A 25,977-nucleotide genomic window follows, 5' to 3' on the forward strand; every position below is an offset into this window, starting at 1 on the left:
CCACCAACGGTCCCACCCTGCCCAGGCCCCCGCGGCGAACGCGCCGAATGGAAATGGTACGACCCCTACGAACCCCAACCACCACCAAGCACAAACTAAGCACTGCGCAAATCAGTCACCTACGCTGCGACATCGCGTGTTTCGTGTGTAGCAGTACTCGTGTGCGGTTTTGGGTTCGTACTGATCGGCTTCAGCTAGCCGATGATGCCCGGCCCGCGTCGGAGACGTGGACAGCGATCTTCCCGACTGTGCGGCCGGCCTCGCTTTCGTGATGCGCGGCAGCGATGTCGTCCAAGTGATAGGCAGACGCGGTTCGGGGTGCCAGCTGACCTTCCGCCATCCAGCGCGCCAACTTCGGCAGCCCCTCTCGAGCGGGCAAGCCGAAGAGTCCGGGCACCAGGCGATACCGGTTCGTCGCATAGCGGCGTGCCAACCGCGTTATCAAGACGGCCCCCTCCCGCAGCCCGACGTCCTCGCCAGGCCGCCCCGGCCGGAGCGACGGCAACGCCACGGTCACATACCGCCCCGGCGCCTTGAGCGCCCACGGGGCCAGCTCGGTGTAGTAGCTGTCGTCGCCCACGCAATCCAGGATGAGGTCGAAACTGTGCGCCCAGTCCGGAAAGCGTTCGGGGTACTTCGATTTGGCGATGCGGTCGTACGGCACAACGGTCTGCGCGCCGAGTCCCGTGACGAAGGCTTCGTTGCGTGAGCTGGACACCCCGACGACCTCGGCGTCCAACCCGTTCACGGCGATCTGCACAGCTAAGTGCCCGACGCCACCGGAGGCACCGACGACCAGCACTCGACTGCCGCTCGTCCCAGGACGTAGGCCGCCGTAAGTGACCAGACCCGCGTACGCGACGAGGCCAGCGAACGGAACGAGCGCCGCGTCGTGGTACGACACCCCGCGGGGTATGTGGACGATCGCCGCACGCCGACCTTGAGTCCTGGCCGTGAGATGCGTTGTGTAGCTTCCTGCTATCGGTTTGAGGCCCATCACCGCATCGCCCGGCCGGAAGTCGCTGGCCTCCGGACCGGCGGCGAGGACAACCCCGGCAAAGTCCTGCCCGAGGATCATGGGCGAGCCGATGAGTCGGCGCCACAACGATTTCGGCAGGCCCAGACCCTCGCGCATCTTCCACTCGATCGGATTGACACTCGTCGCGGCGACTTCGACCAGCACTTCATCGGGGCGTCGCATCGACGGTATCGGCAGCTCAGCGATCGCGAATCGACTGCTGTCGCCGAAAACGGTCAGGACCGCCGCACGGCGCATTGTTTCGGATCTGGTCATGACAGTGCCACCTCCATGCGGGCGCCACCTTCGTCGAGTGGCGGAGCTGAACGTCAGCGGACGAACGCGTGACCCCGCTCGCGGTCCAGGAACGTCTCGGACTTGTTCTTCAAGAAGAAGATATAGACGACGAGCGAGATCGCGATGCACACGGTGACGTAGCCGATGAACAGCGGCACCTGGTCGCGTTCTTTGAGCGCCTGGTAGATCAACGGCGCCGTGCCACCGAACATCGAGTTCGCCAACGCGTACCCCACACCCACTCCGAGTGCCCGAACGTGCACCGGGAACAGCTCCGACTTGACCAGCGCGTTGATCGAGGTGTAGCCGGTGAGGATGACGTACCCGACCGCTACCAGCAGGAAAGAGGTTAGCGGCGAACGTGTTTCGGGCAGAATTGTGATCAGGATGTAGGTGTAGACCAATCCGCCGAAGCCGAACCACAGCAGCAACGGTTTGCGTCCGACCTTGTCGCTGATCATCCCGCCGACCGGCTGCAGCAACATCAGGAAGATCAGGCCGATCAAGTTGATCCACGTGCCCGTCATACCCTCACCCTTGTAGGCGGTCTTCACGATCGCCGGTGCGTTGACGCTGTAGGTGTAGAACGCCACGGTGCCGCCCATGGTGATCAGGAAGCACAGCAGCAGCGGCTTCCAGTAGCGGGTGAACAACTCGCGCATGGAGCCGGCGCCCTTGTCCTCGCCGGCTTTCGTCGCCTCGATGACGTCCTCGGACAGCGACTCGTCCATGGTGCGACGCAACCAGAACACCACGACCGCCGCGACCCCGCCGATCGCAAAACCGATGCGCCAACCGAAGTCGTGCAACTGGTCCTCACTGAGGAACGCGTCGAGCACCAATAACGTGAACTGCGCCAGCACATGTCCGCCCACCAGCGTGACGTACTGGAAACTCGAGAAGAAGCCGCGACGCTCGCGGGTCGCGGCCTCCGACATGTACGTCGCCGACGTCCCGTACTCGCCCCCGGTCGCGAACCCCTGCACGAGGCGGGCGACCACGAGGACGATCGGCGCGGCGAGCCCGATCGTCGCCTGCGACGGCACCAGCGCGATAACCATCGAACAGAACGCCATCAGGGACACACTGACCGTCAGCGCTGCGCGCCGGCCCCGCCGGTCGGCGAACCGTCCGAAGAACCACGACCCGACGGGGCGCATCACGAAGGTGACCGCGAAGATCGCATACACGTACACCGTCGAGTTCTTCTCGGACTCGTCGAAGAACTGCGCTTCGAAGTACGAGGCGAACACCGTGTAGATGTAGACGTCGTACCACTCGACGAGGTTGCCCGACGAGCCTCGGATCGTGTTCCACACCGCCCGCCTGGTCTGGGCGGGAGTCGAGCGCGGCGGTGGCGCTTCGGTGGTCGGTACGGTCATGGACGGACACGGTATCGGACCGAGCAGCCGGTCGGATGGATGTTGTTCATGGTCCTATGGGCGAGACTGCACTCAGGGTTGTGGTCGGTCGTGAACAGCCCTCAGTGCACTGTGCGTAGGTGCTCGCGGGCATCCACCCGCTCCCGCTGCGGGACGACGACGTACTTGGGATCCCGCGTCGATGCCACGCCGGCCTCGAACACCCCGAACCGCTGCAGCGCGCTTCCCACGAGCAGCGCCGTCCCCGACGCGACCATCGTCGCCCGGTTGCGCCCGAGCGCCGCCCCGACGGCTCCCCCTACGGTCAGCACCTCCGCTACCTGACGCATCCGGTGCGGCTGTCCCGTGGTGTAGGCCTCGCCTTCCACGCCCAGCCGCCGCTCCATCACCCGTGACGCCGCGACCTCCATACCCGCGCCCAGCACCGCCATGCGCCGCGCCGGACCGGTCTCGTCGTATGGCGCCAGCAACATGCCGAGGCCAGCGCCGCTGGCGGCCGCCGAGCCCGTGAACACGAACGGCAGATACGGGTGGGCCTCCCGCCATGCCGGAACCGCCGTCTGCGACAACAGAACTGCCGTGTACGACGCCACTGCAGGGGCCGTTCCCGCCGCCCACAGCCCGGCTGGTCGCGCCGCCCGTTCCACCAGGCGGCCCAACGCCGTCCGGCGCAGCCGACGCGGCATCAGCTCGGCGACCGCGATCACGCCCGAACCCGGGCCGTACGCCGAGAGAATCCAGGTCCCCATGCTCATCGGCGAGCTCGGCTTGGCCACCCGCAGCATGTGATGGAACCGCTCCGGTCGCCCCAAGTCGGCGATCAGGAAGTACAGGCTCGCCAAAATGCTGACCAGCGAACCGATTCGGGTCACCTTGCGCAGCTCGGTCCGCCCCGTCAGGTCCGCTCCCGCCGCGAGCATTGCCGAGCCGCCGGACAGCCCGCCGCAGAACAGGTACGCCGCGATCCTCCAGTCCCACACCGGGCTCTTGAGGATCTGCTTGCCGTAGTAGGAGCGGAACTCGGCCTTCGGCACGGCGAGTTGTTCGCGAGGCATCAGTTGCGCCTTCCGAAGAACGAGGACACGGCGATGCCGACCATCGCCGACGCCGCCATACCCGCGTAGCGCCACATCGCGCCCATGTCGCGTGTCGGCACCACCGGGTCCGGTGGCAGCCCGTACACCTCCGGTTCGTCGAGCAGCAGGAAGAACGCGCCGTCGCCGCCGACACCGTCATTGGGATCCTCGCCGTACAGCCGCGCCTCGGTGATGCCGCGTTCGTGTAACTCGTTGACACGCAGGGCGGCTCGTTCGCGCAGCTCGTCGAGCACGCCGAACTGGATGGAGTCCGTCGGGCACGCCTTCGCGCAGGCCGGCTCGAGCCCGTCGCGCAGCCGGTCGTAGCACAGCGTGCACTTCCAGGCCCGGCCGTCACCCTCTCGCCGCTCGATCACCCCGTACGGGCAGCCCGACACGCAGTACCCGCAGCCGTTGCAGATGTCCTGCTGCACAACGACGGTCCCGAACTCGGTGCGGAACAGCGCACCCGTCGGACACACATCGAGGCAACCGGCGTGGGTGCAGTGCTTGCACACGTCGCTGCTCATCAGCCAACGGAAGTCCTGGCGGGTCTCGGCGCTCATCGTGTCACCGGGGCGATCGAAACCCGGCATTCCCAGGTCCACGCGTTCGCGGGAAGGCTGCTCGATGAACGCGACATGCCGCCACGAATTCGCGCCCAGCTCGCCGGTGTTGTCGAACGACATGCCCAGCAGGTTGTAACCGTCCCCATCCCCAGAGACGGGAACCTCGTTCCACTCCTTGCACGCGACCTCGCACGCCTTGCAGCCGATGCATACGGAGGTGTCGGTGAAAAAGCCCATCCGCGGCGGGTGTTCGCCGTACCCGGCATCGGCGGCCACGTCGTCGAGGGGGCCGTAGAAGCTGTTGTGGCTCATGGCTGCTCCTCGGTGTGGTCTTCCGACGGCTCGGTGGTGACCAGGTTGGTGCCCGTCTCGGGGGTGATGCGCGCACGCTCGCGGTACATCGCGATGTACTGCAGCAGCGCCGGACCCCGCGGCCGCCGCCCCGGCTGGATGTCACACGTGGCGACCTTGCTCTCCTGAATGAACACGTTGGGATCGGCCACCACACCGAGCAGGTCGTTGACGACGTCGCCGTCGATCAGCCCGACACTGCCCCAGTGGTACGGCATCCACACCTGATGCACCACCCGATCCTCGACCCGCAGCGGCCGCATCCGATCGGTCACGAATACCCGCGCGTCGACTGCCGAACGGCTGGTCACCACGTGCGCCCATTCCATATGCGTCAGACCGCGTTCGGCCGCCAGTTCCGGTGACACCTCGACGAACAGGCCCGGCTGCAGCTCGGACAGGTACGGCAGTTGGCGGCTCATGCCGCCGGCCGTGTGATGCTCGGTGAGCCGCGCGGCGGTGAAGACGAACGGGAACACGTCGCCGTGCAACTCCGGCGGGGACGGGTTCGACGGGTTGTCCGCACGTCCGTACACCTTGCGCGCCGGGTTGCCCTGCTGCTTGTAGAGCGCATTGGCCATCGGCGACTCGTGCGGTTCGTAGTGCGTCGGCAACGGTCCGTCGACCACCCCGTTGGGCGCGAACAGCCATCCCTTGCCGTCGGCCTGCATGACGAACGCGTCGTCGCCGCGCAGCGCCCCGACACCGACTGCGTCCGAGGGTGGTTCGTAGTCCGGTGGCTTGTTCTTCTCGAAGTCCGGGACGTCGTAGCCCGTCCACTCACGCTTGTCGGCGTCCCACCAGACCAGCTTCTTGCGCTCGCTCCACGGCCTGCCCTGTGGGTCGGCAGACGCGCGGTTGTAGAGCACGCGGCGGTTCATCGGCCACACCCAACCCCATTGGGAGTCGTCGTGCGGCTCCCGCCGGGCCGCCTGGTTAACCTCGTCGGCGTAGACGCCGCTGTAGATCCAACAGCCACACATCGTCGAGCCGTCGGCCTTCAGCGAGAGATAGTTGTCGACGGCGCGACCCGTCGTCAGGTCGACGCCGCTGATGCGCCGGAGCACGTCGTCGGCTGACGGCTCGTCACCGTCGAGTCGGTAGTCCCACGACAGGTCCAGCACCGGCCGGTCGCGCTCATCGGTTGAGCCGGCCAGCTTTTGGCGCAGAATCCGGCCCAGGTGGTAGAAGAACCACAGCTCGGATCGGGCGTCACCGGACGGTTCGACCGCCTGTTCGCGCCACTGGAGCTTGCGCTGCGTCTGGGTGAACGTGCCGGACTTCTCGACGTGCGAGGCGGCCGGGAACAGGAACACTTCGGTGCGGCAGGTTTTCGGGTCGATCTCGCCGGTCTCGATCTCCGGGGCGTTCTTCCAGAACGTCGCGCTCTCGATCTCGACGAGGTCGCGCACCACCAGCCAGTCCAGGTTGGCCATGCCGAGGCGCTGCAACCGACCGTGCGCCGACCCGACCGCCGGGTTCTGACCCAACAGGAAGTAGCCGAACACGTTGCCGTCGACCATGTCCATCACCGTGCGGTAAGTGCCGTGGTCGCCGTTGATGCGGGGCAGGTAGTCGAAGCAGAAGTCGTTGTCGGCGGTCGCGTGCTCGCCCCAGTACTCCTTGAGCAGCGACACCATGTAGGTATCGGCGTTGTGCCAGAAGCCCTTCTGATTGCGGCCGCGGATGTCGTCGACGTACTGCGAGAGCGTCTCCTGGCCGGCGTGCGGCATCGCGAGATACCCGGGGAGCAGGTTGAACAACGTCGGCACGTCTGTCGAGCCCTGGATGCTGGCGTGCCCGCGCAGCGCGAACACGCCCCCGCCCGGTCTGCCGATGTTGCCCAGCAGCAGTTGGATGATCGAGCCCGCGCGGATGAACTGCGAGCCCATCGTGTGCTGGGTCCACCCGACGCTGTACACCAGCGCGCCGGTGCGCTCACGGCCCGAGTTCTCGGCCCACAACCGCGCGATGTCCAGGAAGTCCTGTGCGGACACACCGCAGATCCGCTCCACCATCTCCCGGGTGTAGCGGGCGTAGTGCCGTTTGAGGATCTGGAAGACGCAGCGCGGATGCTGCAGCGTCGGATCGCTCGGGAGCATCTGCGCGGTGTCGTCGATCGGCGCGCCGCCCGACCCCTGCTGCTCCGACGCGGCCTCCTCCTTGGCTCCGGATCCGCCGCCTTCGCGGTCCGTCCGCTCGTACTGCCACGTCGACGGGTTGTAGGAGGCGGTTTCGTCGTCGTAGCCGGAGAACAACCCGTCGAGGTCCTCGGCGTCGCGGAACCGCTCGTCGACGATGAACGAGGCGTTGGTGTAGGCGGTGACGTACTCGCGGAAGTCGAGGTCGTTGCTCAGGATGTAGTTGATGACGCCGCCGAGGAAGGCGATGTCACTGCCTGCCCGCAGCGTGAGGTGCCGGTCGGCCAGCGCGCTGGTACGGGTGAACCGCGGGTCGATGTGCACGACCTTGGCGCCGCGCCCCTTGGCCTCGACCACCCACTGGAACCCGACGGGATGGGCTTCGGCCATGTTCGACCCCATGATCACGATGAAGTCCGAGTTGGCGAGATCCTGCTGGTAATCCGTCGCCCCGCCGCGACCGAAGGAGGCTCCCAGACCGGGAACCGTGGCGCTGTGTCAAATACGCGCCTGGTTCTCGATCTGCAACGCTCCCAAGGCGGTGAACAGCTTCTTGATCAGGTAGTTCTCTTCATTGTCCAGCGTCGCTCCGCCCAGGCTCGCGATGCCCATGGTGCGGCGCAGCGTGTTGCGGTCTGCGTCGAACTGCTGCCAACCCTTGTCCCGCGCGTCGAGCACCCGGTCGGCGACCATGTCCATCGCGGTGTCGAGATCGATCTCCTGCCACTCGGTGCCGTAGGGCGGGCGGTAGCGCACCTTGGTCAGCCGTTGCGGGCCGGTGACGAGCTGCTTGCTCGCAGATCCCTTGGGGCACAGGCGGCCTCGCGAGACCGGACTGTCGGGGTTGCCCTCGATCTGGATGACCTTCTCGTCCTTGACGTACACCTTCTGCGCGCACCCGACCGCGCAGTACGGGCATACGGAGTGCGCGACCCGGTCGGCCTCGACGGTGCGCGGAGTCAACTCGATCGAGCGCTTGGACTGGGCGGCGTGGCCGCGTCCCAACCGGTCCGGACCCGTGAGCTGCCGGTACACCGGCCACGACCGAAACAACCCTTTGAGGTCCACAGTGCCTCCTTACCCGACGCGACTCCCATCAAACCGCGTTGCGGGTGCAGTTGCCACGAAGCCGACTTTCCTCGGCGTTGCGCCTAGTCAGATGGGGTGCGTCGGTCACGGCGGTCCTCGGCGGGTGACCGGCGCAGGCGCCACGGTGGCAGGAACTCGACCCGATCATGGTTTGCACCCTCTATGGTGCAGCTGTGGCCGAAATCGACCGTCGCACCCTGATGATGATGACCGGAGCCGCCGCCGTGGGCGCGGCCGCACTGCCCGCCCAGCTGGCCAACGCCTCGCCGGTTCGGCCGTCGCCGCCGGCGCAGCCGCCACCGGACGCGGCGACCGGCGGCTATCTGTTCGTCGACGAGTTCGACGGCCCCGCCGGCTCCGCGCCTGACCCGTCGAAGTGGATCGTCCAATCCTGGGACGACCCGGTGAACCCGCCGATCGCGGGCCACTACCGCGACGACCGGCGCAACGTGTTCATCGACGGCAACTCCAACCTCGTGCTGTGCGCCACCCAGGAGGGCGACCAGTACTTCAGCGGCAAGGTGCTCAGCCACTTCCGCGGCCAGATCGGCACCACGTGGGAAGCGCGCATCAAGTTGGACTGCATGCACCCGGGCCTGTGGCCGGCCTACTGGTTGCTGAACCAGGATCCGCTGCCGGACGGCGAGGTCGACATCGTCGAGTATTACGGCAACGAGTCGTGGCCGCCTGGAACCACCGTCCATGCCGCCTCCAACGGCAAGACGTGGGAGGGCATGTCGATTCCGCAGCTGGTGGATCCCGCATGGCACACCTGGCGCACCGAGTGGAGCGAGGACGGTTTCCGCTTCTGGCGTGACTACGTCGACGGCGCCGAGCCCTATTTCACCGTTCCGGCCAAGCCGATCCCGGTCCACGGCCGTCCCGGCGACCTGCGGTGGCCGTTCGGTAAACCCGGCTACTGGCTCCAGGCCATCTTCAATCTGGCGGTCGGCGGTTCGGGGGGCGGGGATCCGCGCCGGGCACCGTATCCGTCGGTGATGCTCATCGACTGGATCCGCGTCTGGTAGACGTCTCCGCCCGCGGACGGCTCGCGCGGCTGGAACCGCTGCTCGTCGGCATTCTCGGCGCCGCGGTGAGCCTCGCGGGCGCCGGACGACCGTCGTTCTGGTACGACGAGGCCGCCACGATTTCGGCGTCCTACAGCCGGTCGCTGCCTGCGCTGTGGCAGATGCTCGGCGAGGTCGACGCCGTCCACGGCCTGTACTACGTGCTGATGCACGGCTGGTTCACCGTCGTGCCGCAGACCGAGTTCTGGTCGCGGGTGCCCAGCGGCCTGGCTGTCGGTGCCGCCGCGGCGGGTGTGGTGGTGCTGGGTCGGCAGCTTTCGTCGCGGGCGGTCGGGCTTGTGGCCGGCGTCCTGTGCGCGATCCTGCCCCGGGCGACGTGGGCGGGCATCGAGGCGCGTCCGTACGCGCTGACGATGATGCTCGCGGTCTGGCTGGCCGTGCTGCTGGTGTGGGCGGCGGGTCGCGAATCACGTTGGGCGTGGGCGGCATACGGTGCGGTGCTGGCCGTGTCGATTCTGTTCGATGTCTACCTGGCGCTGCTGGTTCCCGCACACGCGGTGTTCGTGCTGGCGTTCCGGCGCCGCCGGACTGTGGTGCTGCCGTTTGCGATCGCGTCGGGTGTGGGCGTCGCGGTGATGGCTCCGTTCGTCGCCGTGGTCGCCGGGCAGGCCCAGCAGATCAGCTGGATCACGCCGATCGGCTCGCGCACGTTCGAAGACGTTGCCGTCCAACAGTATTTCGACCGCAACCCGTACTTCGCGGCGCTGTCGGCGGCGGTGGTGGTCGCGGCGATCGGGGTGTGGGTTTTCGCGCGACGGCCCAGTGTCGGGGAACGGGAGGCTGTCGTGCTGGCCGTCGCCTGGCTGGTGATCCCGACGACGTTGATCGTGGCGTACTCGGCGGTGCGCGAACCGCTCTACACCCCCCGGTATCTGTGTTTCACCGCACCCGCGATGGCACTGCTGCTCGGCGTCTGCGTCATCGCGGTGGCACGTTCGGGATGGGTGGCGACGGCCGTCGTCGTGGTCTTCGCCGTGGTTGCGGCCCCCACTTTCGTTGCCGTGCAACGCGGTCCGTACGCGAAGTACGACATGGACTACAGCCCGGTGGCCGACCTGATCTCCGCCAAGGCCGCGGCGGGTGACTGCCTGCTGGTCAACGACACCGTCACCTTCCACCCCGCGCCGATGCGGCCGCTGATGGCCGCCCGGCCCGACGCCTACGCCGGCCTGGTCGACGTCAGCCTGTGGCAGCGCGCTGCCGACCGCCGCGACGTGTTCGACACGAACCTGATTCCCGAGGCCTCGGTCGGACCGCTCGAACGCTGCGCTGTCGTCTGGATCATCACGCAGGCCGATCCCGGCGCCCCCGAACACGAAGAGGGCGTGGCGATTCCCCCGGGACCGTTGTTCGGCGGGACGCGAGCGTTCGCGGTCAGCCACGATATGGGTTTTCGGCTCGTCGAGCGGTGGCAGTTCAGTTTGGCGCAGGTGATCAAGGCCGAACGCTAGCCGATCGCGGGAAGGCTCACGCCGAGCGTACGGTTCTGTACGTAAGGCCGCTGCACGGGCGCAGGAAAGGACACGCGAATGAGCACGACGCCGCTGGTGCCGCCGTTCAGCCACGACACCGCTGTTGCGAAAGTCCGTGGCGCAGAGGATAACTGGAATACCCGCGATCCCGCACGCGTCGCGAAGGGGTACACCCCGGACAGTCGGTGGCGCAACCGGTCGACCTTTCTTGAAGGCCGCGAACAGATCATCGAGTTCCTGACCGACAAATGGCAGAAAGAACTCGAGTATCGGCTGATCAAGGAACTCTGGGCCTACGGCGACGACCGCATCGCCGTCCGGTTCGCCTACGAATACCACGACGCCCAGGGTCGGTGGTTCCGGGCGTACGGCAACGAGAACTGGGAGTTCGCCGCCTACGGGCTGATGAAGACCCGCCACGCCAGCATCAACGATGTGCCGATCAGCGAAGAACAGCGGTTGTTCCGCTGGGACCGCTCCGGCCCGCGGCCTGCCGACCATCCGGGTCTGAGCGAACTGGGGTTGTGACGGGACGAGCGCTTGGTCCTGTACGAAACGTGCGGTCGTCCGCGCAAGCCTCCGCAGTCACAGTCGCCTCATCAGCCCCGAGCAGAGAGCCCCTTCGCTGGTGCCCGGCTATCAGCGAATTATTCGCTCGGAGCGAATAATTCGCTCTGAGGCGGGCACTTGCGATGTTGAACCCACCAGAGGCCAGTGGGGCTGGTGGAGCCAATGGGTTTGCTGATTCAGCGCTCCTGCAGAAGAAGCCTTCGGGTGCCGTCGGCGCCCCGCCGGGTGATCTTTCGAGCGTCGAGGTGTTCGAGCAGCGGCACCGCGACCCGCCGGGTGGTGTTCAGCGCGCGCTTGGCCTCGGCGACGGCGAACGGTTGCGGAAGTGTCGCGAGGATTTTGGCTGCGCGGTCGGCGGCATCGGGGCCGAGGACCACGCCGTCGGCGATCCTGATGAGCCGTCCGGCGCGGATGGCCGCCGCGAGTTCGCGCGGTCCCAGGTTCAGGTCGGCGAGTTCGTCGGCCTCCGGTGCTTGAAACGGCTCGGCCGCCAACCACTCCTCCACCGTGCGCACCGCCTTGTCGACGCGCGCGGGCAACTCCGCGTCCGGGCGTCGCACAACCCCGTCGGCCACCCGAAGCCCGGTGCCCTCCAACAGCGCGAGCAGCAGTTCGGCGGCTGGCAGACCGGCCTGCCGCCGAAGAGCTTCCAATGGCATTCCCGCCGCGATGTCGTGCCCGGCAGTCCAATCGTTGAGCGCCGCGGTCATCTGGTGGCGACGCTGAGTCCACCAGTCGCTGTCGACCACCCACTCCCCGATGCGGGTGCCGTCGGCACCAAAACCCATGGCGCGCAACTCCGTTATTCGGGCACACAGTGGGGGACGTACTCGTCCGGTGGCCAGTTCCTCACCGCGCTCGCGTGCCGCACCGCGACGGCGCAGTGCGGGTGGCCGGACGTCGAGCACCTCGACTCCCGCGGCGATCCGGTGCTCGCCGGGGTCACGCAACAATCCGATGTCACCCACCCGCAGCGGCAGCGGACGCGTCAGCCGAAGCCGCGCACCCGCCGCGCCGAGCGGCCGTACGCGCACCGGGACGGCCGCCGATCCGACGTGCAGCACGAGTTGCCGATGTAATTCGCCGGGCTCCCTTAGCAAAACGTCGATTTCGGCCGTGTCCAACCATGCGCCGGGTGTGCGGATGGTGTCGCCGCGGCCGATGTGCCTGCGGTCGACACCGCGCACATTCACCGCGACCCGCGCGATGGCACCGACCTCCCGCCGATCCTGACCGAGCGACTGCAGGCCACGAATCGTCACCCGTCGTCCCGCGTGCTCGAGTTCGTCGCCGACACGCAACGTGCCCGCCGCCAGCGTCCCCGTCACCACGGTGCCCGCGCCGTGGACGGTGAACGACCGGTCCACCCACAGCCGCACGTCGGCATCGCGGTCGGGTGGCGGCAGCCCGTCGACAAGCGAAACCACCGCGGCGCGAACGGCTTCCAGATCTGTGCCGAGCACCACCGGAACGTCGGGCAGCCGCTCGCGCACCTGCCCGATCGCAGGCGCAGGGTCGGCGAGGTCGGACTTGCTGATCACCACGAGCAGGTGCCGGACGCCGAGCGCCCGCAACGCGTCGAGGTGTTCGTCGGACTGCGGCATCCAGCCCTCCGTCGCGGCGACGACGAACATGATCGCGGGCACGGGGCCGATGCCGGCGAGCATGTTCGCGACGAACCGCTCGTGGCCGGGCACGTCGACGAACGCGACCTCACGCCCGTCGAGCGTGGTCCACGCGAAGCCCAGATCGATGGTCAGGCCGCGGTGCTGCTCCTCGGCCAGCCGATCGGGCCACATTCCGGTGAGGCGCTCGACGAGGGTGGACTTGCCGTGGTCGACGTGGCCCGCGGTCGCTATGACGTACATGCCAGCACCGCTTGGGCGAGCAGGCCGTCGTCGTCGGGTGCCACCGTGCGCAGGTCCAGCAGACACCGGCCGCCCTCCAGCCGTCCGACAACCGAGGGTGTGCCGGTTCGCAGGGGGGCCGCGTAGGACTCCGGAAGGCTGATCGCGGCGCTGGGCAGCGCGACGTCGGGTGCGCCACCACCGCCGACCGCGGCCGTGCAGTCGACGGCCTCGGCTCCCGGCAGCTGGGCGGCCAGTTTCTGTGCGCGGATCCGCAAGTCGGAGACGTCCGCGTCGAGCGCCTGCATGACCGGCGGCGGCGGGCCGAGGAGTGTGGCCTCCAGCGCGGCGAGGGTCAGCTTGTCGACGCGCAGCGCCCGGGCGGCGGGATGGCGCCGCAGCCGCTCGATCAGCTCCGCCGAGCCGAACAGCAGGCCGGCCTGGGGCCCGCCGAGCAGCTTGTCCCCGCTGGCGGTGACGAGGTCGGCGCCGTCGCGCAGCATCGTGGTGGCGTCGGGCTCGTCGGGCAGCAGCGGGTGCGGGGTGAGCAGTCCCGAGCCGATGTCCGCGACGAGCGGAACGTCGAGTGCGGCGAGATCGGGCACGCCGACCGTCGACGTGAAGCCCGTGACCGAGTAATTCGACGGGTGCACCTTGAGGATGAAACCGGTGTCGGGGCCGAGCGCGTCGGCGTAATCGCGCAGATGGGTGCGGTTGGTGGTGCCGACCTCGCGGAAGCGCGAACCCGTCGACTCCATCAGTTCGGGCAGACGGAAGCCGTCGCCGATCTCGATCAGCTCACCGCGGCTGACGACGATCTCCTTGTTCGGGGCCAGCGTCATCGCGGTGAGCAGCAGCGCGGCGGCGTTGTTGTTGACCACGTGCACGCCGCCGGCGGTCGGAACCGCACGGGCCAACGCGGCGAGGGCCCCGCGCCCGCGTCGGGCCCGGCGCCCGGTCTCGAGATCGAACTCCACGTCGGTGGCGCCGCTCGCGGTGACGACCGCGTCGACCGCCGCCTGTGACAGCGGCGCCCGCCCCAGGTTGGTGTGCACGACGACCCCGGTGGCGTTGATGACCGGCCGCAGGGTGGCCGCGCTGGTCGGCAGCGATGCGACCGCGTCGTCGGCGACGCGCTCCGGCTCGATCTCGCCGGCGCGCGCACGTTGTTGCGCCTGTCCCACAACGGTTTTCACCAGCGTTCGACCCAGCACCCGCGAAGCCTCGGCCAGGCGCGGATCGGCGAGCAGCGCGTCGGTGCGCGGCACCCGTCGTCGCGGATCGGTCACCGTCGCCCCCGTGGTTTGTGTGCGCAATGCGACGGTCGCATGAAGCCATCATGGCCCAACGGCGTCGATCGGGTACACCGGTGGTGTGTTGACGTCGGTGGGGCACGGTGCGCTCGACAGGTCGGCCCTCGCGCGGCTGCTGGGCGAGGCCGGGGTCGAGGCGCTCGTCGATATTCGCCGCTATCCGAACAGCAGACACAACCCCGACGTCGAAAGGACCGCGATCACCGAGTGGGCCGGGAAAGCCGGATTGGCCTACCGCTGGGAGCAGCGCCTGGGCGGGCGCAGAAGCCTGCCCGCGGGCGCCGAGCCCGAGGATCCGTGGTGGCGGGTCAAACAGTTCGCGGCCTACGCCGCGTACACGCGCACCGAGGAATTCCAGGACGCGTTGACCGAGCTCGTCGAGCAGTCGAAACAGGGACGCACCGCGATGATGTGCAGCGAGTCGGTGTGGTGGCGTTGCCACCGGCGGATCGTCGCCGACGTGGCGGTGCTGCGGTTCTCGGTGCCGGTCAAACACCTCATGCACGACGGTCGGCTGTTGCCGCACGAGCCGTCCGACGGGGCACGGATCCGCGACGACGGCCTGGTCGTGTGGGACGGCTGATCACCGGAATGGGTGGCGGAGGCGGACGGGAATCGAACCCGCCAGCGACAGAATCTGCCGCTCAGCGATTTTGAAGACCGCGCCGGTCACCAGACCGGATACGCCTCCCTGACCCACGGCCCGATCATGCCAGGCAGCATGGAGGCTGTGACGGAGCAGATGACCTACCGACTGACCCAGTACGCCCATGGCGGGGGCTGCGCATGCAAGATCCCGCCCGGTGAGCTCGAGGACGTGGTCCGTGGCCTGACCGGCGCCGCGCCGCGCGATCCGGTCGGCGAACTGCTGGTGGGTCTCGACGACGGTGACGACGCGGCGGCGGTGCGCATCGAAGGCGTCGGTTCACGCGTTGGCCTGGCGTTGATCGCGACGACGGACTTCTTCACCCCGGTGGTCGACGATCCGTACGACTGGGGGCGGATCGCGGCCACGAACGCGCTGTCGGATGTGTACGCGATGGGCGGGCGTCCGGTCGTCGCGGTGAACCTGCTGGGCTGGCCGCGCGATGTGTTGCCGTTCGAGTTGGTCAGGGAGGTGTTGCGCGGCGGCCTGGATGTGTGTGGGGCCGCGGGCTGCCACTTGGCCGGCGGGCACAGCGTCGACGACCCGGAACCGAAATACGGGCTTGCCGTCACCGGTGTCGGCGATCCGAATCGGTTGCTGCGCAACGACGCAGGTAAACCCGGTGTGCCCCTGTCATTGACCAAGCCGCTGGGTGTCGGGGTGCTCAACAGCCGGCACAAGAACACCGGTGAGACGTTCCCGGAGGCGATCGCGGTGATGACCACGCTGAACGCCGACGCTGCGCGGGCGGCCGTTGATGCCGGTGCCGAATGCGCCACCGACATAACGGGGTTCGGACTACTCGGACACCTGCACAAGCTGGCCCGCGCCAGCGGCGTCACCGCGGTGATCGACAGCGCGGCGGTGCCCTACATCGACGGCGCACGAGATGCGTTGGCGCAGGGCTATGTCAGCGGCGGAACCCGGCGCAACCTGGACTGGGTGGCACCGCATGTCGATCTGTCCGCCGTCGACGAAAATGAGGCATTGCTGCTCGCCGATGCGCAGACGTCGGGTGGTCTGCTGATCGCCGGCGAGATTCCGGGCGCGCCCGTGATCGGCGAGCTGGTGCCCCGCGGCGAGCACACGATCGTGGTGCGCTAGAAGATCAGGCCTTGGCCGTCCAGGCCACGCTGTCGGACTGGGCGTCACGGATGACGGTGTCGGCGGCTTCGCTCCACTGCGCGCATTCCGGCGAGCCGTCGTAAGATCTGCCGGCCGCGCACCGCATGACCATCGCACCGAGCGCGGGCGTCGTCATGTGCGGTATCACAAGGAGTTTCACCGAAGCCGAGCGCCCGGCGACGACCATCAGTCGATGTGCCCGGCGCGGGGCGGGGCTCTTGGTGCGGGTGCTCGACAGGATCGAGTTGTAGTCAAGCGTGCCCTCGGTGGCCGCCCAGTTCACCCTGATGTCGATGATCTCGCCGAGCGTCTTGTGCAGGGTTTCGATCAGCTCGGGTAGCTCACCGGCGACAGATCCGGTGTGGGGCCACCACGCGCCGTCGATGTCTGAGCCGAGTTTGCGCGCGAGCACGAGGCGGACGGGTCGGGCCAGCCGCCGCGTCCCCGTGAGGCCGTTCATGCCGAGGGTGTGGACGGACCGCGTTCAGGGCGGTCGGAGAACACCGGATTGGTGACGGGTTCGGTGGAGTGGTCTTCGTTCGAGGTGAACTCGGGCTTCTGAGGGTGTGAGAACAGGTCGTTCGACTGCATGTAGCAAGTCCTTCGTTACGTTCCGCAGCGGCCGGTGTCGACTGGCGCGCGGTATCAAGACGCAGATCCATCGCGTGGAAAAGATGGCTGCTGACCGGAGACGGCTAGCTCCAGGTTACACGCCGGCTGGCGACGGCCAACGGTCAGCGGGTCGCGCCGTTGATCTGCGGCGTGGAGATCATGCCCTTCTCCACGCCCCACATCAGGGCGATGGTGCGGTACTCGCCGGTGGAGATCAGATGCGCCAACGCCTGACGCAGCGACTCCGCCAGCCCGGAGCCCTTGGCCACCGGCCAGCCATAGGGCGCGGAGTTGAAGACATCCCCGGCGGCCTCCAGCGCACCGCCCGAGGTCTTGATCGCGAAGCCCGCGACCGGCGAGTCCGTGGCCATGACGTCGACCTCACCGTTGATCAGCGCCTTGGTGAGGTCGTCCTGCGTCACGTGGACGACTTCGTCGATGGGCGCCGAGCCGGCGGCCACGCACTCCTTGCTCTTTGCCGGAATCTCCTCGGTCTGCTGAAGCGTCGCGTACGCCACGCCGATACGGAGCCCGCATGCGTCGGCCGGGGTGAACCCTGACCCCGTCCGCTGCGCCCACAGCGTGCCCGCCTGGAAGTAGGTGACGAAGTCGACCGACTCCTCGCGCTCCTTGGTGTCGGTGACCGATGACATGCCGACGTTGAAGTCGCCCGCCCGCACCGACGGCAGGATCGCCTCGAACGCGGTTTCGCGGTATTCGGGAACCAGGCCCAGGGTTCGGGCGACCGCATTCATCAGATCGACGTCGAAGCCGACGATCTGGCCGTCGGCATCCTTGAATTCGTTTGGCGCATAAGGGGTGTTGACACCGATGACGAGCTTGCCCGTCGACCGGATGTCCTCGGGCACCGTGGCCGCGATCGATGCCACCGCGCCGTCGGCGGCGGGCGGCGGCGCTGTGGTCTCTTCGATGCTGGCCGGTCGGGCGCTACCGTCGCCGCGCCACTGCAGTACGCCGAACGTGCCCAGCGCCGCGACCAGCACGACCGACGCCGCCACCGCCAACGCCCGGCGCGGCACCCGCCGGACGTTTGTCGGCGTCCGTCGCGCCTGATGTCTGCCGCTGCCCGCGGTGCGCACCGGTGCGGTGAGCGCCCGGCGTGCGGCGTCGGCGAGGTCGCCGCCCTTCCGATAGCGCTTGGCCGGCGTCTTGGCCATGCCTTTGGCGATGACCTCGTCGAAGGCGGCCAATCGCGGGTCGACGGCCGACGGCTTCGGCACGTCCTTGTTCGTGTGGCCGGCGATCTGCTGCTCGAGGCTGTCGGCGGGATATGGGCGCACGCCGGTCAGGCACTCGTAGAGCACGCATGCCAATGCGTAGATGTCGGCGGTCTGATCGACCGGTTTGCCCTCGAAGCGTTCGGGGGCCATGTAGGCCATCGTCCCGAGCGTGCTGCCCGCGGTGGTCAAGCCCTTCTCACCCGCGCTGCGGGCCAGGCCGAAGTCGATGAGGTACACGAATTGGCGTTCGGTGACCAAGATGTTCGACGGCTTGATGTCGCGGTGGATCAGGCCGCGGGCGTGCGCGGCGTCGAGCGCCATCGCCACCTGTTCGACGATCTTGACCGCCAGCGTCGTGTCGAGCGGGCGTTTACCGGCGTCCTTGAGGATGGCGCCCAAGTTGCGGCCCTCGATGAGGCGCATGTCGAGGTAGAGGCGGCCGTCGATCTCGCCGAATCCGTGGATCGGCACGACGTGCGGGTCGTTGAGCCCGGCGGCGGCCTGCGACTCGCGCCGGAAGCGCTGTTGGAAGATCTCGTCGGCGGCCATGGACGGCGGCAACACCTTCAGCGCGACGATGCGGTCGGTCTTGGTGTCATAGGCGCGATAGACCTCGCCCATACCGCCGCGGCCGATCAACTCCTGCAGCTGGTAGTGCCCGAATGGTGTCGCGTCCACCGTCTCTATTAACCCCTCGACAGCGGCCAAACCCCGCATCGTGTGTCGATTGAAGTTACATCATGTTTTGCCAGGATCTCTTTATATTCTGCGCTGTTGTTTGCCGGCGGCCTCGGGCCTGCCGTGGTGGTGCTCCCGAGGGCGTGATGGGTCCCGGTGGGATGAGTTGCTGACGGTGTCGGTGGTGGCCGGTCTTTTGCGCCGACGATCCGCGAGCGACCGCCTTTGTACGGCCGAACGCGGGGTGTCGGTGCACAGACACGGTCGCTCGCGGAGTTGGAGATGGTCGCTCGCGGGGGCTGGAGGCGGGGATTTGAGGTTTGAGCTCTGCAGATGGTGGTAACAGCACCGTCATGTTGACCAACCTGAAGAAGATTTCACCGCTCTTCGTAGCCGGTGCGGCGGCTGCTGCGATCGCCGCCGCGCCTGCAGGCTTTGCTTCGCCGTCGTTCCTCCCGACCGGTGGCCCCTCGGGCTGCGTCGACCCCGCGGGCACGGGCTGCGCGGTCGCCCCTGCCCCAGCGCCCGCTCCCGCACCCGCGCCGGGTATGTGGACACCGCCGCCTCCTCCGGGTGCTCCGGCCGCGGCCGGAGCGGTTCCCGGCGGACCCGCCGGTGTGGCCGGACCCGAGGGCGCGGCGGGCGCGATCCCCGGCGGACCGGCCGGCGTGGCCGGACCCGAAGGTGCCGCGGGCGCCATCCCCGGCGGCCCCGCGGGCGCGGCCGGACCGCAGGGCGCGACGGGCGCCATCCCCGGCGGCCCGGGTGGCACAGCCGGACCCGAAGGTGCCGCGGGCGCCATTCCCGGCGGACCGTCCGGCGTCGCCGGACCGCAAGGCGCCGCCGGGTGCATTCCCGGAGTCGGTTGCGGCAGCGTGCCCGCCACCGACATCCCCTGATCAGTTCTGCGTCGCGGGTGACGTGTCGGCGGTGGCGGATCTTGATGCAGCTTGATCCGCCGCCGTTGACGCGACAATCTTCCTCGCCGACACCGTGATTCGCGCACCGCGATGCGGTGTCATGATCACGTGCTTGAGCTTCTGCCGTTCGCCTGAAGAGGTGGTCGTCGCCAGCTCGACGCGGCGAAGCACCTCACGCAGCACCACGCGCATCTCCACCATCGCGAATCCCGCACCGAGACAACGACGATTGCCGCCACCGAACGGGAACCACGTCGTCGGGCTCAGCGTCGCACCGACCATGCGATCCGGATCTAAACGGTCGGGGTCGGGGTAGATAGCGGCATCGTCGTGCACCAGCGTGATGCTCGGAACCACCATCACCCCCGCGGGCAGCCGATAGCCGGCGATCTGCACCGGCTCGGTGAGGATTCGGCCGACGTCGGGAACGACCGGGCGGATCCGCAGCGTCTCCTTCGCGATCGCGTCCAGATACTCGTCGTCGCCGGATTCCGCCGCCCGCACAGCCTTTGACAACACATCCGGATTGCGGGTCAAGCGCTCAAGTGCCCAGGACAACCCGGTCGCGGTGGTGTCATGTCCGGCGACCAGCAGCGTGATCAGTTGATCGCGCAGCTCTCGATCGCTCATCCCGGCGCCGTCGTCGACCCCGGCGCGCACCAGCATCGCCAGTGCATCGGTGCGCTCGGCGAGATTCGGATCGGCGCGACGGTCCGCGATCTCGGCATACAGGAGTTGGTCGGCGCGATCCATGTTGCGGCGCAACCGCTGCCAGAGTCGGTGTCTCAGCAGCTTGGGTTTGGCGATCGCCACCGACGCCCACGGCCCGACGTTCAGCAGTTGCGGCATCACCTCGCGCAGTGCGGCCAGCCGTTGCGGATCGCTGGCGCCGATTACGGTCCGCAGGATCACCTCGAGGGTGATCTCCGACATCTTCGGCGCCACCGAGAACGGCCTGCCGACCGGCCAACCGGCGATGTTCTCCGCCGCGATCTCGGCCATTATGTCGGCTTGCCGCGCGACCGCGTCACGGTGGAACGGCGCCATCATCAGTCGGCGGCGCTCGCGGTGCACCTCGTCGTCGACGACGAGCACCGAGCTGTCCCCCAAGAGTCCTGCCAGCATCGAATTCGCTTCGCCGGCATGGTAGATCCGCGGGTCACCGGCGAACACCGTCTTGATGTCGGCGGGATCGGAGAGATAGACCATCGAGCCCACCATGGAATTGGTCAGCGTGAACACGTTGCCGTAACGGCGTTGGCAGATCGACACGATCTGCGGCCACCACCGCATCATCAGCAACAGCATTGCGAACGACGGGAACCGAGGACCCGGCGGCAGCGCCGTCGCCGTTGTTGTACTCATGCCTAATAGAGTACGAGCGGGTCGCGCATTTGGGAACAGCCGCTTCTTGCGTCTACGGCGACCCGAGTAACGCCCCCCGTATCGGGTAGATCGTGCCCATGAGCAATTATCCCGCCTTCGACACCATCCCGATCGGCAAGCAGTGGCGTGCCGGCTCGTCGGGCAAGACCCGGCAGGACAGCGACCCCTACACCGGCGATGTGCTGACCGAGATCCCGCAGGCCGACGCCGACGATCTCGACGAGGCGTACGCGACTGCCGAAGCAGCACAACGGGATTGGGCGGCACAACCGCCCATGGCCCGCGCTCAGGTGATGCGCGACGCCGCCGACGTGATGGGCGACCGCAAGGACGAGATCACCGACTGGTTGGTCCGCGAGACCGGCGGCACCCTGGCCAAGGCCGAACTCGAGTGGAACCTCGTGCGCTCGGTGCTGTGGGAAGCCTCGTCGATGCCCCACCACGTCGAGGGCAAGATCATGCCGTCGGACATCCCCGGCAAGGAGAGCCGCATCTACCGCGAGCCCGTCGGTGTGGTCGCGGTGATCTCGCCGTGGAACTTCCCAATGCAACTGTCGAACCGTTCGGTGGCGCCCGCACTCGCCGTCGGCAACGCGGTGGTGCTCAAACCCGCGGGCGACACCCCGGTCACCGGCGGTCTGCTGCTGGCGCGGATCTTCGAGGAGGCCGGCCTGCCGCCGGGCCTGTTGTCTGTGGTCATCGGATCGGGCTCGGATATCGGCGACGCGATCGTGGCGCACCCGACAGCGCGCGTCGTCTCGTTCACCGGCTCCACACCCGTCGGCGAGGGCATCGCGGCCAAGGCTGGGATCAAGCGCACCGCACTCGAACTCGGCGGCAACGGTCCCATCGTCGTGCTCGAGGACGCCGATCTCGACCTCGCGGTGCGGGCCGCGGTGTTCGGCTCCTTCTTCCACCAGGGCCAGATCTGCATGATCGGCAACCGGACGATCGTCGACACTCGTGTCTTCGACGAGTTCCTTGACCGTTTCGTCGACCGGACCAAACAGCTGCGCGTCGGCGATCCGCGAGATCCACAGACCGACCTCGGCCCGATCATCAACAGCTCACAGGTGGAGTCGATCCAGGACAAGCTCGATCGAGCCCGCGGCGACGGCGCCTCCCTGCTGACCGGCGGCGATCCATTCGGCCCGACCGGCCAGTGCCTACCACCGCACATCCTCACCGGCTCCAACGACGTGGCGACCGCCCGCGAGGAGGTCTTCGGGCCGGTGATGACGGTGGTCCGGGCCGACGGCGACGAGGACGCGCTGCGGCTGGCCAACGCCACCGAATACGGGCTGTCGTCGGCGGTCTTCAGCGGCGACATCGAACGCGCGGTGCGCTTCGCCCGTCGCATCGACACCGGGATGACCCACGTCAACGACGCGCCGGTCAACGACGACGCCAACACGGCCTTCGGCGGGGAGAAGGCGTCCGGGATCGGTCGCTTCGGCGGCCAGTGGGCCGTCGACGAATTCACCACCGAACACTGGATCTCCGTACAGCACGAGCCGAGGCAGTACGCGATCTGACTTCGCGGTCCCCGGTCGGCCAATGAGCCGCTTTCCACGGGTCAGCGGCTAAGTTGACGGCGGGTCGTTACCGACGTGGCCCCCGACCGGAGAAGATCGTTGATACATGCGCGTTGACGGACGGGATATCGCCGTCTCCGGCAGCCTGCTGCAGCCTTTGACGAGGCGGACCAACGACATCGTCCGCGTCGTGCTGGCCGCGCTGCTCCTCGCGGTCGTCATCACCGGCTCGCTGATCACCCGCAACGAGTGGGTGGCGCTGGAACGCTCGATCTCCGAGATCGTCGCGGTCCTGACGCCGACCCAGGCCAACCTGGTGTACCTCGTCTACGGCATCGCGATCGTCGCGCTGCCGTTCGTCATCCTGGTCAGCCTGATCCTGTCGCGGCAGTGGAAGCTGCTCGGCGCCTACGCCGCGGCGGCCGTCATCGCCGGCTCCGCGTTGTCGATCAGCGGTCTGGGGCTGACGGCGCCGCGCTGGCATTTCGACCTGTCCGGACGCCTTGACACGTTCGCCTCCCAATTCGTCGACGACCCGCGCTGGATCGCGATGCTCGCCGCGGTGCTCACCGTCTCCGGGCCTTGGCTGCCTGCCCGCTGGCGGCGCTGGTGGTGGGCGCTGCTGCTCGCGTTCGTGCCGATTCACCTGGTGGTCAGCGCGGTGGTGCCGGCCCGCTCGCTCATGGGGCTGGCCGCCGGGTGGTTCGTCGGGGCCCTGGTGGTGCTGGTCGTCGGAACCCCGGGCTTGGAGGTGCCCCTCGACGGAGCGGTGCGGGCGATGGCGCGGCGCGGTTGCGTCGTCACCGGCTTGCAGGTGGTGCGCCCCGCCGGGGCCGGACCGCTCGTGCTCACCGCCACCTGCCAAGACCAGCAGGCCGCCGCGGTGATGGAACTGTACGGACCGCACCAGCGCGGCGGCGGTGTGTTGCTGCAGCTCTGGCGCAAGGTGCGGTTGCGCGACCGGGAGACCGCGCCGCTGCACGCGTCGATGCGCCGCCTCGTCGAGCACCGCGCGTTGATGGCCATCGCGATCGGCGAGCTCAAGATCGCCAACGCCTCGACGATCGCCGTCGCCGCGCTGGACCGGGGCTGGACGCTGTACGCCCACACCCCGCCCCGCGGGATCCCGATCAGCGAGTGCACCGACTCGATACCCGTCGGCCGGGTGTGGGAGTCGCTGCGCGAACTGCACGATTGCCAGATCTCGCACGGCGACTTGCGGAGCAGCGAGATCACCGTCGACGGTGACGCGGTGCTGTTCGGCGGATTCGACAACGCCGAGTACGGCGCGACCGACGCCCAGTTGCGCAGCGACATCGCCCAACTTCTGGTGACGACGACGCATCTCTACGACGCGGGTTCGGCGGTGCGGGCGGCGATCGACGCATTCGGCAACGACGCGGTGCTGACCGCGTCCCGGCGGTTGACCATGGCCGCGATGCCGATGCGCATCCGCAACTCCGTGACCGACGCCAAGGCCGTCATCTCCACCGTGCGCGACGAGGTGAAGCGTCAGACCCGCGTGGACGAGATCCGCACCGAGACCGTCACGCGGTTCACCCGCAGCCAGGTGATCCAGCTGGTACTGCTGGCCGCGCTGGTCTACGTCGCGTACCCGTTCCTGTCCTCGGTGCCGACGTTCGTCACCGAACTGCGGACCGCGAACTGGTGGTGGGCCCTACTCGGGCTGGCCGCCACGAGCCTGACGTATCTCGGTGCGGCGGCGGCACTTTGGGCGTGTGCCGATGGGCTGGTCAGCCTGTGGGGGCTCATCGTCATGCAGGTGGCCAACAAGTTCGCCGCCACCACGACGCCCGCGGGAGTGGGCGGGCTGGCGTTGTCCGCGCGGTATCTGCAGAAGGGCGGAGTGAGCCCGATGCGCGCCACCACCGCGGTGGCGCTGCAGCAGTCGGTTCAGGTCATCACCCACCTGGGGTTGCTCATCTTCTTCTCCACGGCGGCCGGCGTATCGGCGGACCTGTCGCGCTTCGTTCCCAACGTGACGTTGCTGTACCTGATCGGCGGGGTGCTGCTCGGTTTGGTCGGGACATTTCTGTTGGTGCCGAAGCTGCGACGGTGGCTGTCGACGGCGGTGCGGCCGCGGCTGGAGGAGGTGGTCGGACACCTCATCGCGCTGGCTCGCGAACCCCGACGACTGGCAATCATCATGGCCGGTTGTGCGGCGACGACGCTGGGCAACGCGTTCGCGCTGTGGGCGGCGATCGAGGCCTTCGGCGGTGACACGTCGTTCATCACTGTCACCGTGGTGACGATGGTCGGCGGCACGCTGGCCTCGGCCGCGCCGACTCCGGGCGGGATCGGCGCGGTCGAGGCGGCGCTGATCGGCGGCCTGGCGGCGTTCGGCATGCCCGCCGCCGTCGCCGTGCCGTCGGTTCTGCTCTATCGGGTGGTGACGATCTGGCTGCCGGTTTTCATCGGTTGGCAGGTGATGCGCTGGATGACCCGGAACTCGAAAATCTAGTCCGATGTCGTGTGCCGCCCATCACCACCGCAATGGTCGGAGGTACTGTTTCACCATCGTGTCGAAGAAAACTGCGCGATAGTCGAATATTCGTCCCTCGATCAGTTTCTAAGGGTGGACCGTGGTGGGAACCTCAGATACACAGCAGAGCTCGACAGAACAGGCGCAGTCGAAGTGGCTGTCCAAATCCGCAGCGCAGACGCGGGGATCGGACAAAAAGGAAGTCCAGTTCCACTACGACATCTCCAACGAGTTCTTCAAGCTCTGGCAGGACCCGTCGCAGACCTACAGCTGCGCCTACTTCGAGAAAGACGACTACACGCTGGAGCAGGCGCAGCTCGCGAAGGTCGACCTGTCACTGGGCAAGCTGGGCCTGCAGCCCGGAATGACGCTGCTCGACATCGGCTGCGGTTGGGGTTCGACGATCCAGCGGGCCGTGGAGAAGTACGACGTGAACGTCATCGGCCTCACGCTGAGCGAGAACCAGAAGCGTCACATCGAGGAGAACCGGTTCGCCAACATCAAGAGCGACCGGAAGATGGAAGTCCGGTTGCAGCCGTGGGAGGAATTCGAGGGCCGGGTCGACCGGATCGTCTCGATCGGCGCGTTCGAGCACTTCGGCTTCAACAAGTACGACGACTACTTCAAGAAGACCTTCAACTGGATGCCCGACGACGGCGTGATGATGCTACACACGATCATCATTCCCGAGGACGAGGAGATCAAGGCGAAAGGCCTGCCGCTGACCATGTCCCGGGTGAGATTCATCAAGTTCATCATGGACGAGATTTATCCCGGCGGACGTTTGCCACTGGCCTCGATGGTGCGGGAGCACGCAAACAAGGCCGGCTACACGGTCACCCGTGAGCAGCACCTGCAGTCGCACTACGTCAAGACGCTCGATACCTGGGCAGCCAACTTGGAGGCGAAAAAGGACGAGGCCATCGAGATCACCAACGAGCAGATCTACGAGCGCTTCCGCAAATACTTGACCGGCTGCGCCGATCTTTTCCGCGACGGCTACACCGACGTCGCTCAGTTCACATGCGAGAAGGCGGCTGCTTAGCCGGGTTAGGCAAAGTGCGATATAACACTTGGTCGTTACGGGGTCGTCGGGGTCGCGTAACCGCATAGGAGGC

General features: G+C 67.7%; 20 protein-coding genes and 1 tRNA gene. 9 read left to right on the top strand and 12 right to left on the bottom strand.

The genetic code is table 11. The annotated features are described in order from the left end of the window. Nucleotides 1-190: 190 nt before the first annotated feature. From AU198_RS13635 to fdh, 5 genes are all read right to left on the bottom strand, one after another. Nucleotides 191-1,294 (bottom strand): NAD(P)-dependent alcohol dehydrogenase, encoded by a 1,104-nt coding sequence (locus tag AU198_RS13635; RefSeq protein WP_082691008.1) that lies wholly within the window; start codon nucleotides 1,292-1,294, stop codon nucleotides 191-193. Nucleotides 1,295-1,347: 53 nt separating this feature from the next. Then, a complete protein-coding gene (locus AU198_RS13640) occupies nucleotides 1,348-2,697 on the bottom strand; it encodes an MFS transporter (protein ID WP_064348687.1) in 1,350 nt (449 codons plus the stop codon). Between the two features lie 101 nt (nucleotides 2,698-2,798). After that, the gene (nrfD, locus tag AU198_RS13645) at nucleotides 2,799-3,752 is read right to left on the bottom strand and encodes an NrfD/PsrC family molybdoenzyme membrane anchor subunit (RefSeq protein WP_064348688.1); all 954 of its coding nucleotides are present in this window, start codon (nucleotides 3,750-3,752) and stop codon (nucleotides 2,799-2,801) included. Further along, on the bottom strand, nucleotides 3,752-4,654 hold the full coding sequence (locus tag AU198_RS13650; RefSeq protein WP_064348689.1) for a 4Fe-4S dicluster domain-containing protein: 903 nt from the start codon (nucleotides 4,652-4,654) through the stop codon (nucleotides 3,752-3,754). The genes nrfD and AU198_RS13650 overlap by 1 nt, the downstream gene beginning before the upstream one ends. Next, nucleotides 4,651-7,902 carry a formate dehydrogenase gene (fdh, locus tag AU198_RS13655; protein ID WP_156431600.1) on the bottom strand — a complete coding sequence of 1,084 codons (3,252 nt, stop codon included), beginning with the start codon at nucleotides 7,900-7,902 and terminating at the stop codon, nucleotides 4,651-4,653. The genes AU198_RS13650 and fdh overlap by 4 nt, the downstream gene beginning before the upstream one ends. Before the next feature lie 203 nt (nucleotides 7,903-8,105). On the opposite strand from fdh, the gene AU198_RS13665 reads away from it, so the two are divergent. The 3 genes from AU198_RS13665 (at nucleotide 8,106) to AU198_RS13675 (ending at nucleotide 11,011) form a co-directional block, all read left to right on the top strand. After that, nucleotides 8,106-8,951 (top strand): glycoside hydrolase family 16 protein, encoded by an 846-nt coding sequence (locus AU198_RS13665; protein WP_064348749.1) that lies wholly within the window; start codon nucleotides 8,106-8,108, stop codon nucleotides 8,949-8,951. Continuing rightward, complete coding sequence (locus AU198_RS13670; RefSeq protein ID WP_064348692.1) at nucleotides 8,945-10,462, top strand: glycosyltransferase family 39 protein; 1,518 nt, start codon at nucleotides 8,945-8,947, stop codon at nucleotides 10,460-10,462. Before AU198_RS13665 ends, AU198_RS13670 begins: the two co-directional genes overlap by 7 nt. Nucleotides 10,463-10,540: 78 nt before the next feature. Beyond that, on the top strand, nucleotides 10,541-11,011 hold the full coding sequence (locus AU198_RS13675; protein WP_064348693.1) for a nuclear transport factor 2 family protein: 471 nt from the start codon (nucleotides 10,541-10,543) through the stop codon (nucleotides 11,009-11,011). Nucleotides 11,012-11,229: 218 nt separating this feature from the next. Here AU198_RS13675 and AU198_RS13680 read toward each other — a convergent pair whose 3' ends face one another. Next, on the bottom strand, nucleotides 11,230-12,921 hold the full coding sequence (locus AU198_RS13680) for a selenocysteine-specific translation elongation factor (RefSeq protein ID WP_064348694.1): 1,692 nt from the start codon (nucleotides 12,919-12,921) through the stop codon (nucleotides 11,230-11,232). Further along, entirely contained in the window at nucleotides 12,909-14,189 is a 1,281-nt protein-coding gene (gene selA / locus AU198_RS13685; RefSeq protein WP_064348695.1) for an L-seryl-tRNA(Sec) selenium transferase, read from the bottom strand. The genes AU198_RS13680 and selA overlap by 13 nt, the downstream gene beginning before the upstream one ends. A gap of 85 nt (nucleotides 14,190-14,274) precedes the next feature. Between selA and AU198_RS13690 the strand changes: the two genes are divergently transcribed. Beyond that, nucleotides 14,275-14,796 (top strand): DUF488 domain-containing protein, encoded by a 522-nt coding sequence (locus AU198_RS13690; protein WP_064348696.1) that lies wholly within the window; start codon nucleotides 14,275-14,277, stop codon nucleotides 14,794-14,796. A 13-nt stretch (nucleotides 14,797-14,809) separates the two neighbouring features. Here the strand turns inward: AU198_RS13690 and AU198_RS13695 are convergent. After that, a tRNA-Sec gene (locus AU198_RS13695) sits at nucleotides 14,810-14,904 on the bottom strand. A gap of 51 nt (nucleotides 14,905-14,955) precedes the next feature. Here AU198_RS13695 and selD point away from each other — a divergent pair. Further along, nucleotides 14,956-15,963, top strand: a complete 1,008-nt coding sequence (gene selD, locus AU198_RS13700) for a selenide, water dikinase SelD (protein ID WP_064348750.1) — start codon at nucleotides 14,956-14,958, stop codon at nucleotides 15,961-15,963. Nucleotides 15,964-15,967: 4 nt separating this feature from the next. Here the strand turns inward: selD and AU198_RS13705 are convergent, their stop codons facing one another. From AU198_RS13705 to stpK7, 3 genes are all read right to left on the bottom strand, one after another. Then, the gene (locus AU198_RS13705; protein ID WP_064348697.1) at nucleotides 15,968-16,444 is read right to left on the bottom strand and encodes a DUF5994 family protein; all 477 of its coding nucleotides are present in this window, start codon (nucleotides 16,442-16,444) and stop codon (nucleotides 15,968-15,970) included. Continuing rightward, complete coding sequence (locus tag AU198_RS26830; RefSeq protein WP_263987696.1) at nucleotides 16,441-16,575, bottom strand: hypothetical protein; 135 nt, start codon at nucleotides 16,573-16,575, stop codon at nucleotides 16,441-16,443. Before AU198_RS26830 ends, AU198_RS13705 begins: the two co-directional genes overlap by 4 nt. 143 nt (nucleotides 16,576-16,718) lie before the next feature. Next, the gene (stpK7, locus tag AU198_RS13710) at nucleotides 16,719-18,515 is read right to left on the bottom strand and encodes a serine/threonine protein kinase StpK7 (protein ID WP_064348698.1); all 1,797 of its coding nucleotides are present in this window, start codon (nucleotides 18,513-18,515) and stop codon (nucleotides 16,719-16,721) included. A 353-nt stretch (nucleotides 18,516-18,868) separates the two neighbouring features. On the opposite strand from stpK7, the gene AU198_RS13715 reads away from it, so the two are divergent. Next, nucleotides 18,869-19,414, top strand: coding sequence for a hypothetical protein (locus AU198_RS13715; RefSeq protein ID WP_064348699.1), 546 nt, complete (start codon nucleotides 18,869-18,871; stop codon nucleotides 19,412-19,414). Here AU198_RS13715 and AU198_RS13720 read toward each other — a convergent pair whose 3' ends face one another. Then, the gene (locus AU198_RS13720) at nucleotides 19,415-20,800 is read right to left on the bottom strand and encodes a cytochrome P450 (protein WP_064348700.1); all 1,386 of its coding nucleotides are present in this window, start codon (nucleotides 20,798-20,800) and stop codon (nucleotides 19,415-19,417) included. Nucleotides 20,801-20,898: 98 nt separating this feature from the next. Between AU198_RS13720 and AU198_RS13725 the strand changes: the two genes are divergently transcribed. The 3 genes from AU198_RS13725 (at nucleotide 20,899) to AU198_RS13735 (ending at nucleotide 25,904) form a co-directional block, all read left to right on the top strand. Continuing rightward, nucleotides 20,899-22,356, top strand: coding sequence for an aldehyde dehydrogenase family protein (locus tag AU198_RS13725; protein WP_064348701.1), 1,458 nt, complete (start codon nucleotides 20,899-20,901; stop codon nucleotides 22,354-22,356). A gap of 106 nt (nucleotides 22,357-22,462) precedes the next feature. Continuing rightward, nucleotides 22,463-24,838 (top strand): lysylphosphatidylglycerol synthase transmembrane domain-containing protein, encoded by a 2,376-nt coding sequence (locus AU198_RS13730; protein WP_064348702.1) that lies wholly within the window; start codon nucleotides 22,463-22,465, stop codon nucleotides 24,836-24,838. Between the two features lie 121 nt (nucleotides 24,839-24,959). After that, nucleotides 24,960-25,904, top strand: coding sequence for a cyclopropane mycolic acid synthase family methyltransferase (locus AU198_RS13735; protein ID WP_064348703.1), 945 nt, complete (start codon nucleotides 24,960-24,962; stop codon nucleotides 25,902-25,904). Nucleotides 25,905-25,977 lie beyond the last annotated feature (73 nt).

The sequence above is a fragment of the Mycobacterium sp. GA-1199 genome, from assembly GCF_001500045.1.
In the GTDB taxonomy this organism is placed as follows: Bacteria; Actinomycetota; Actinomycetes; order Mycobacteriales; family Mycobacteriaceae; genus Mycobacterium.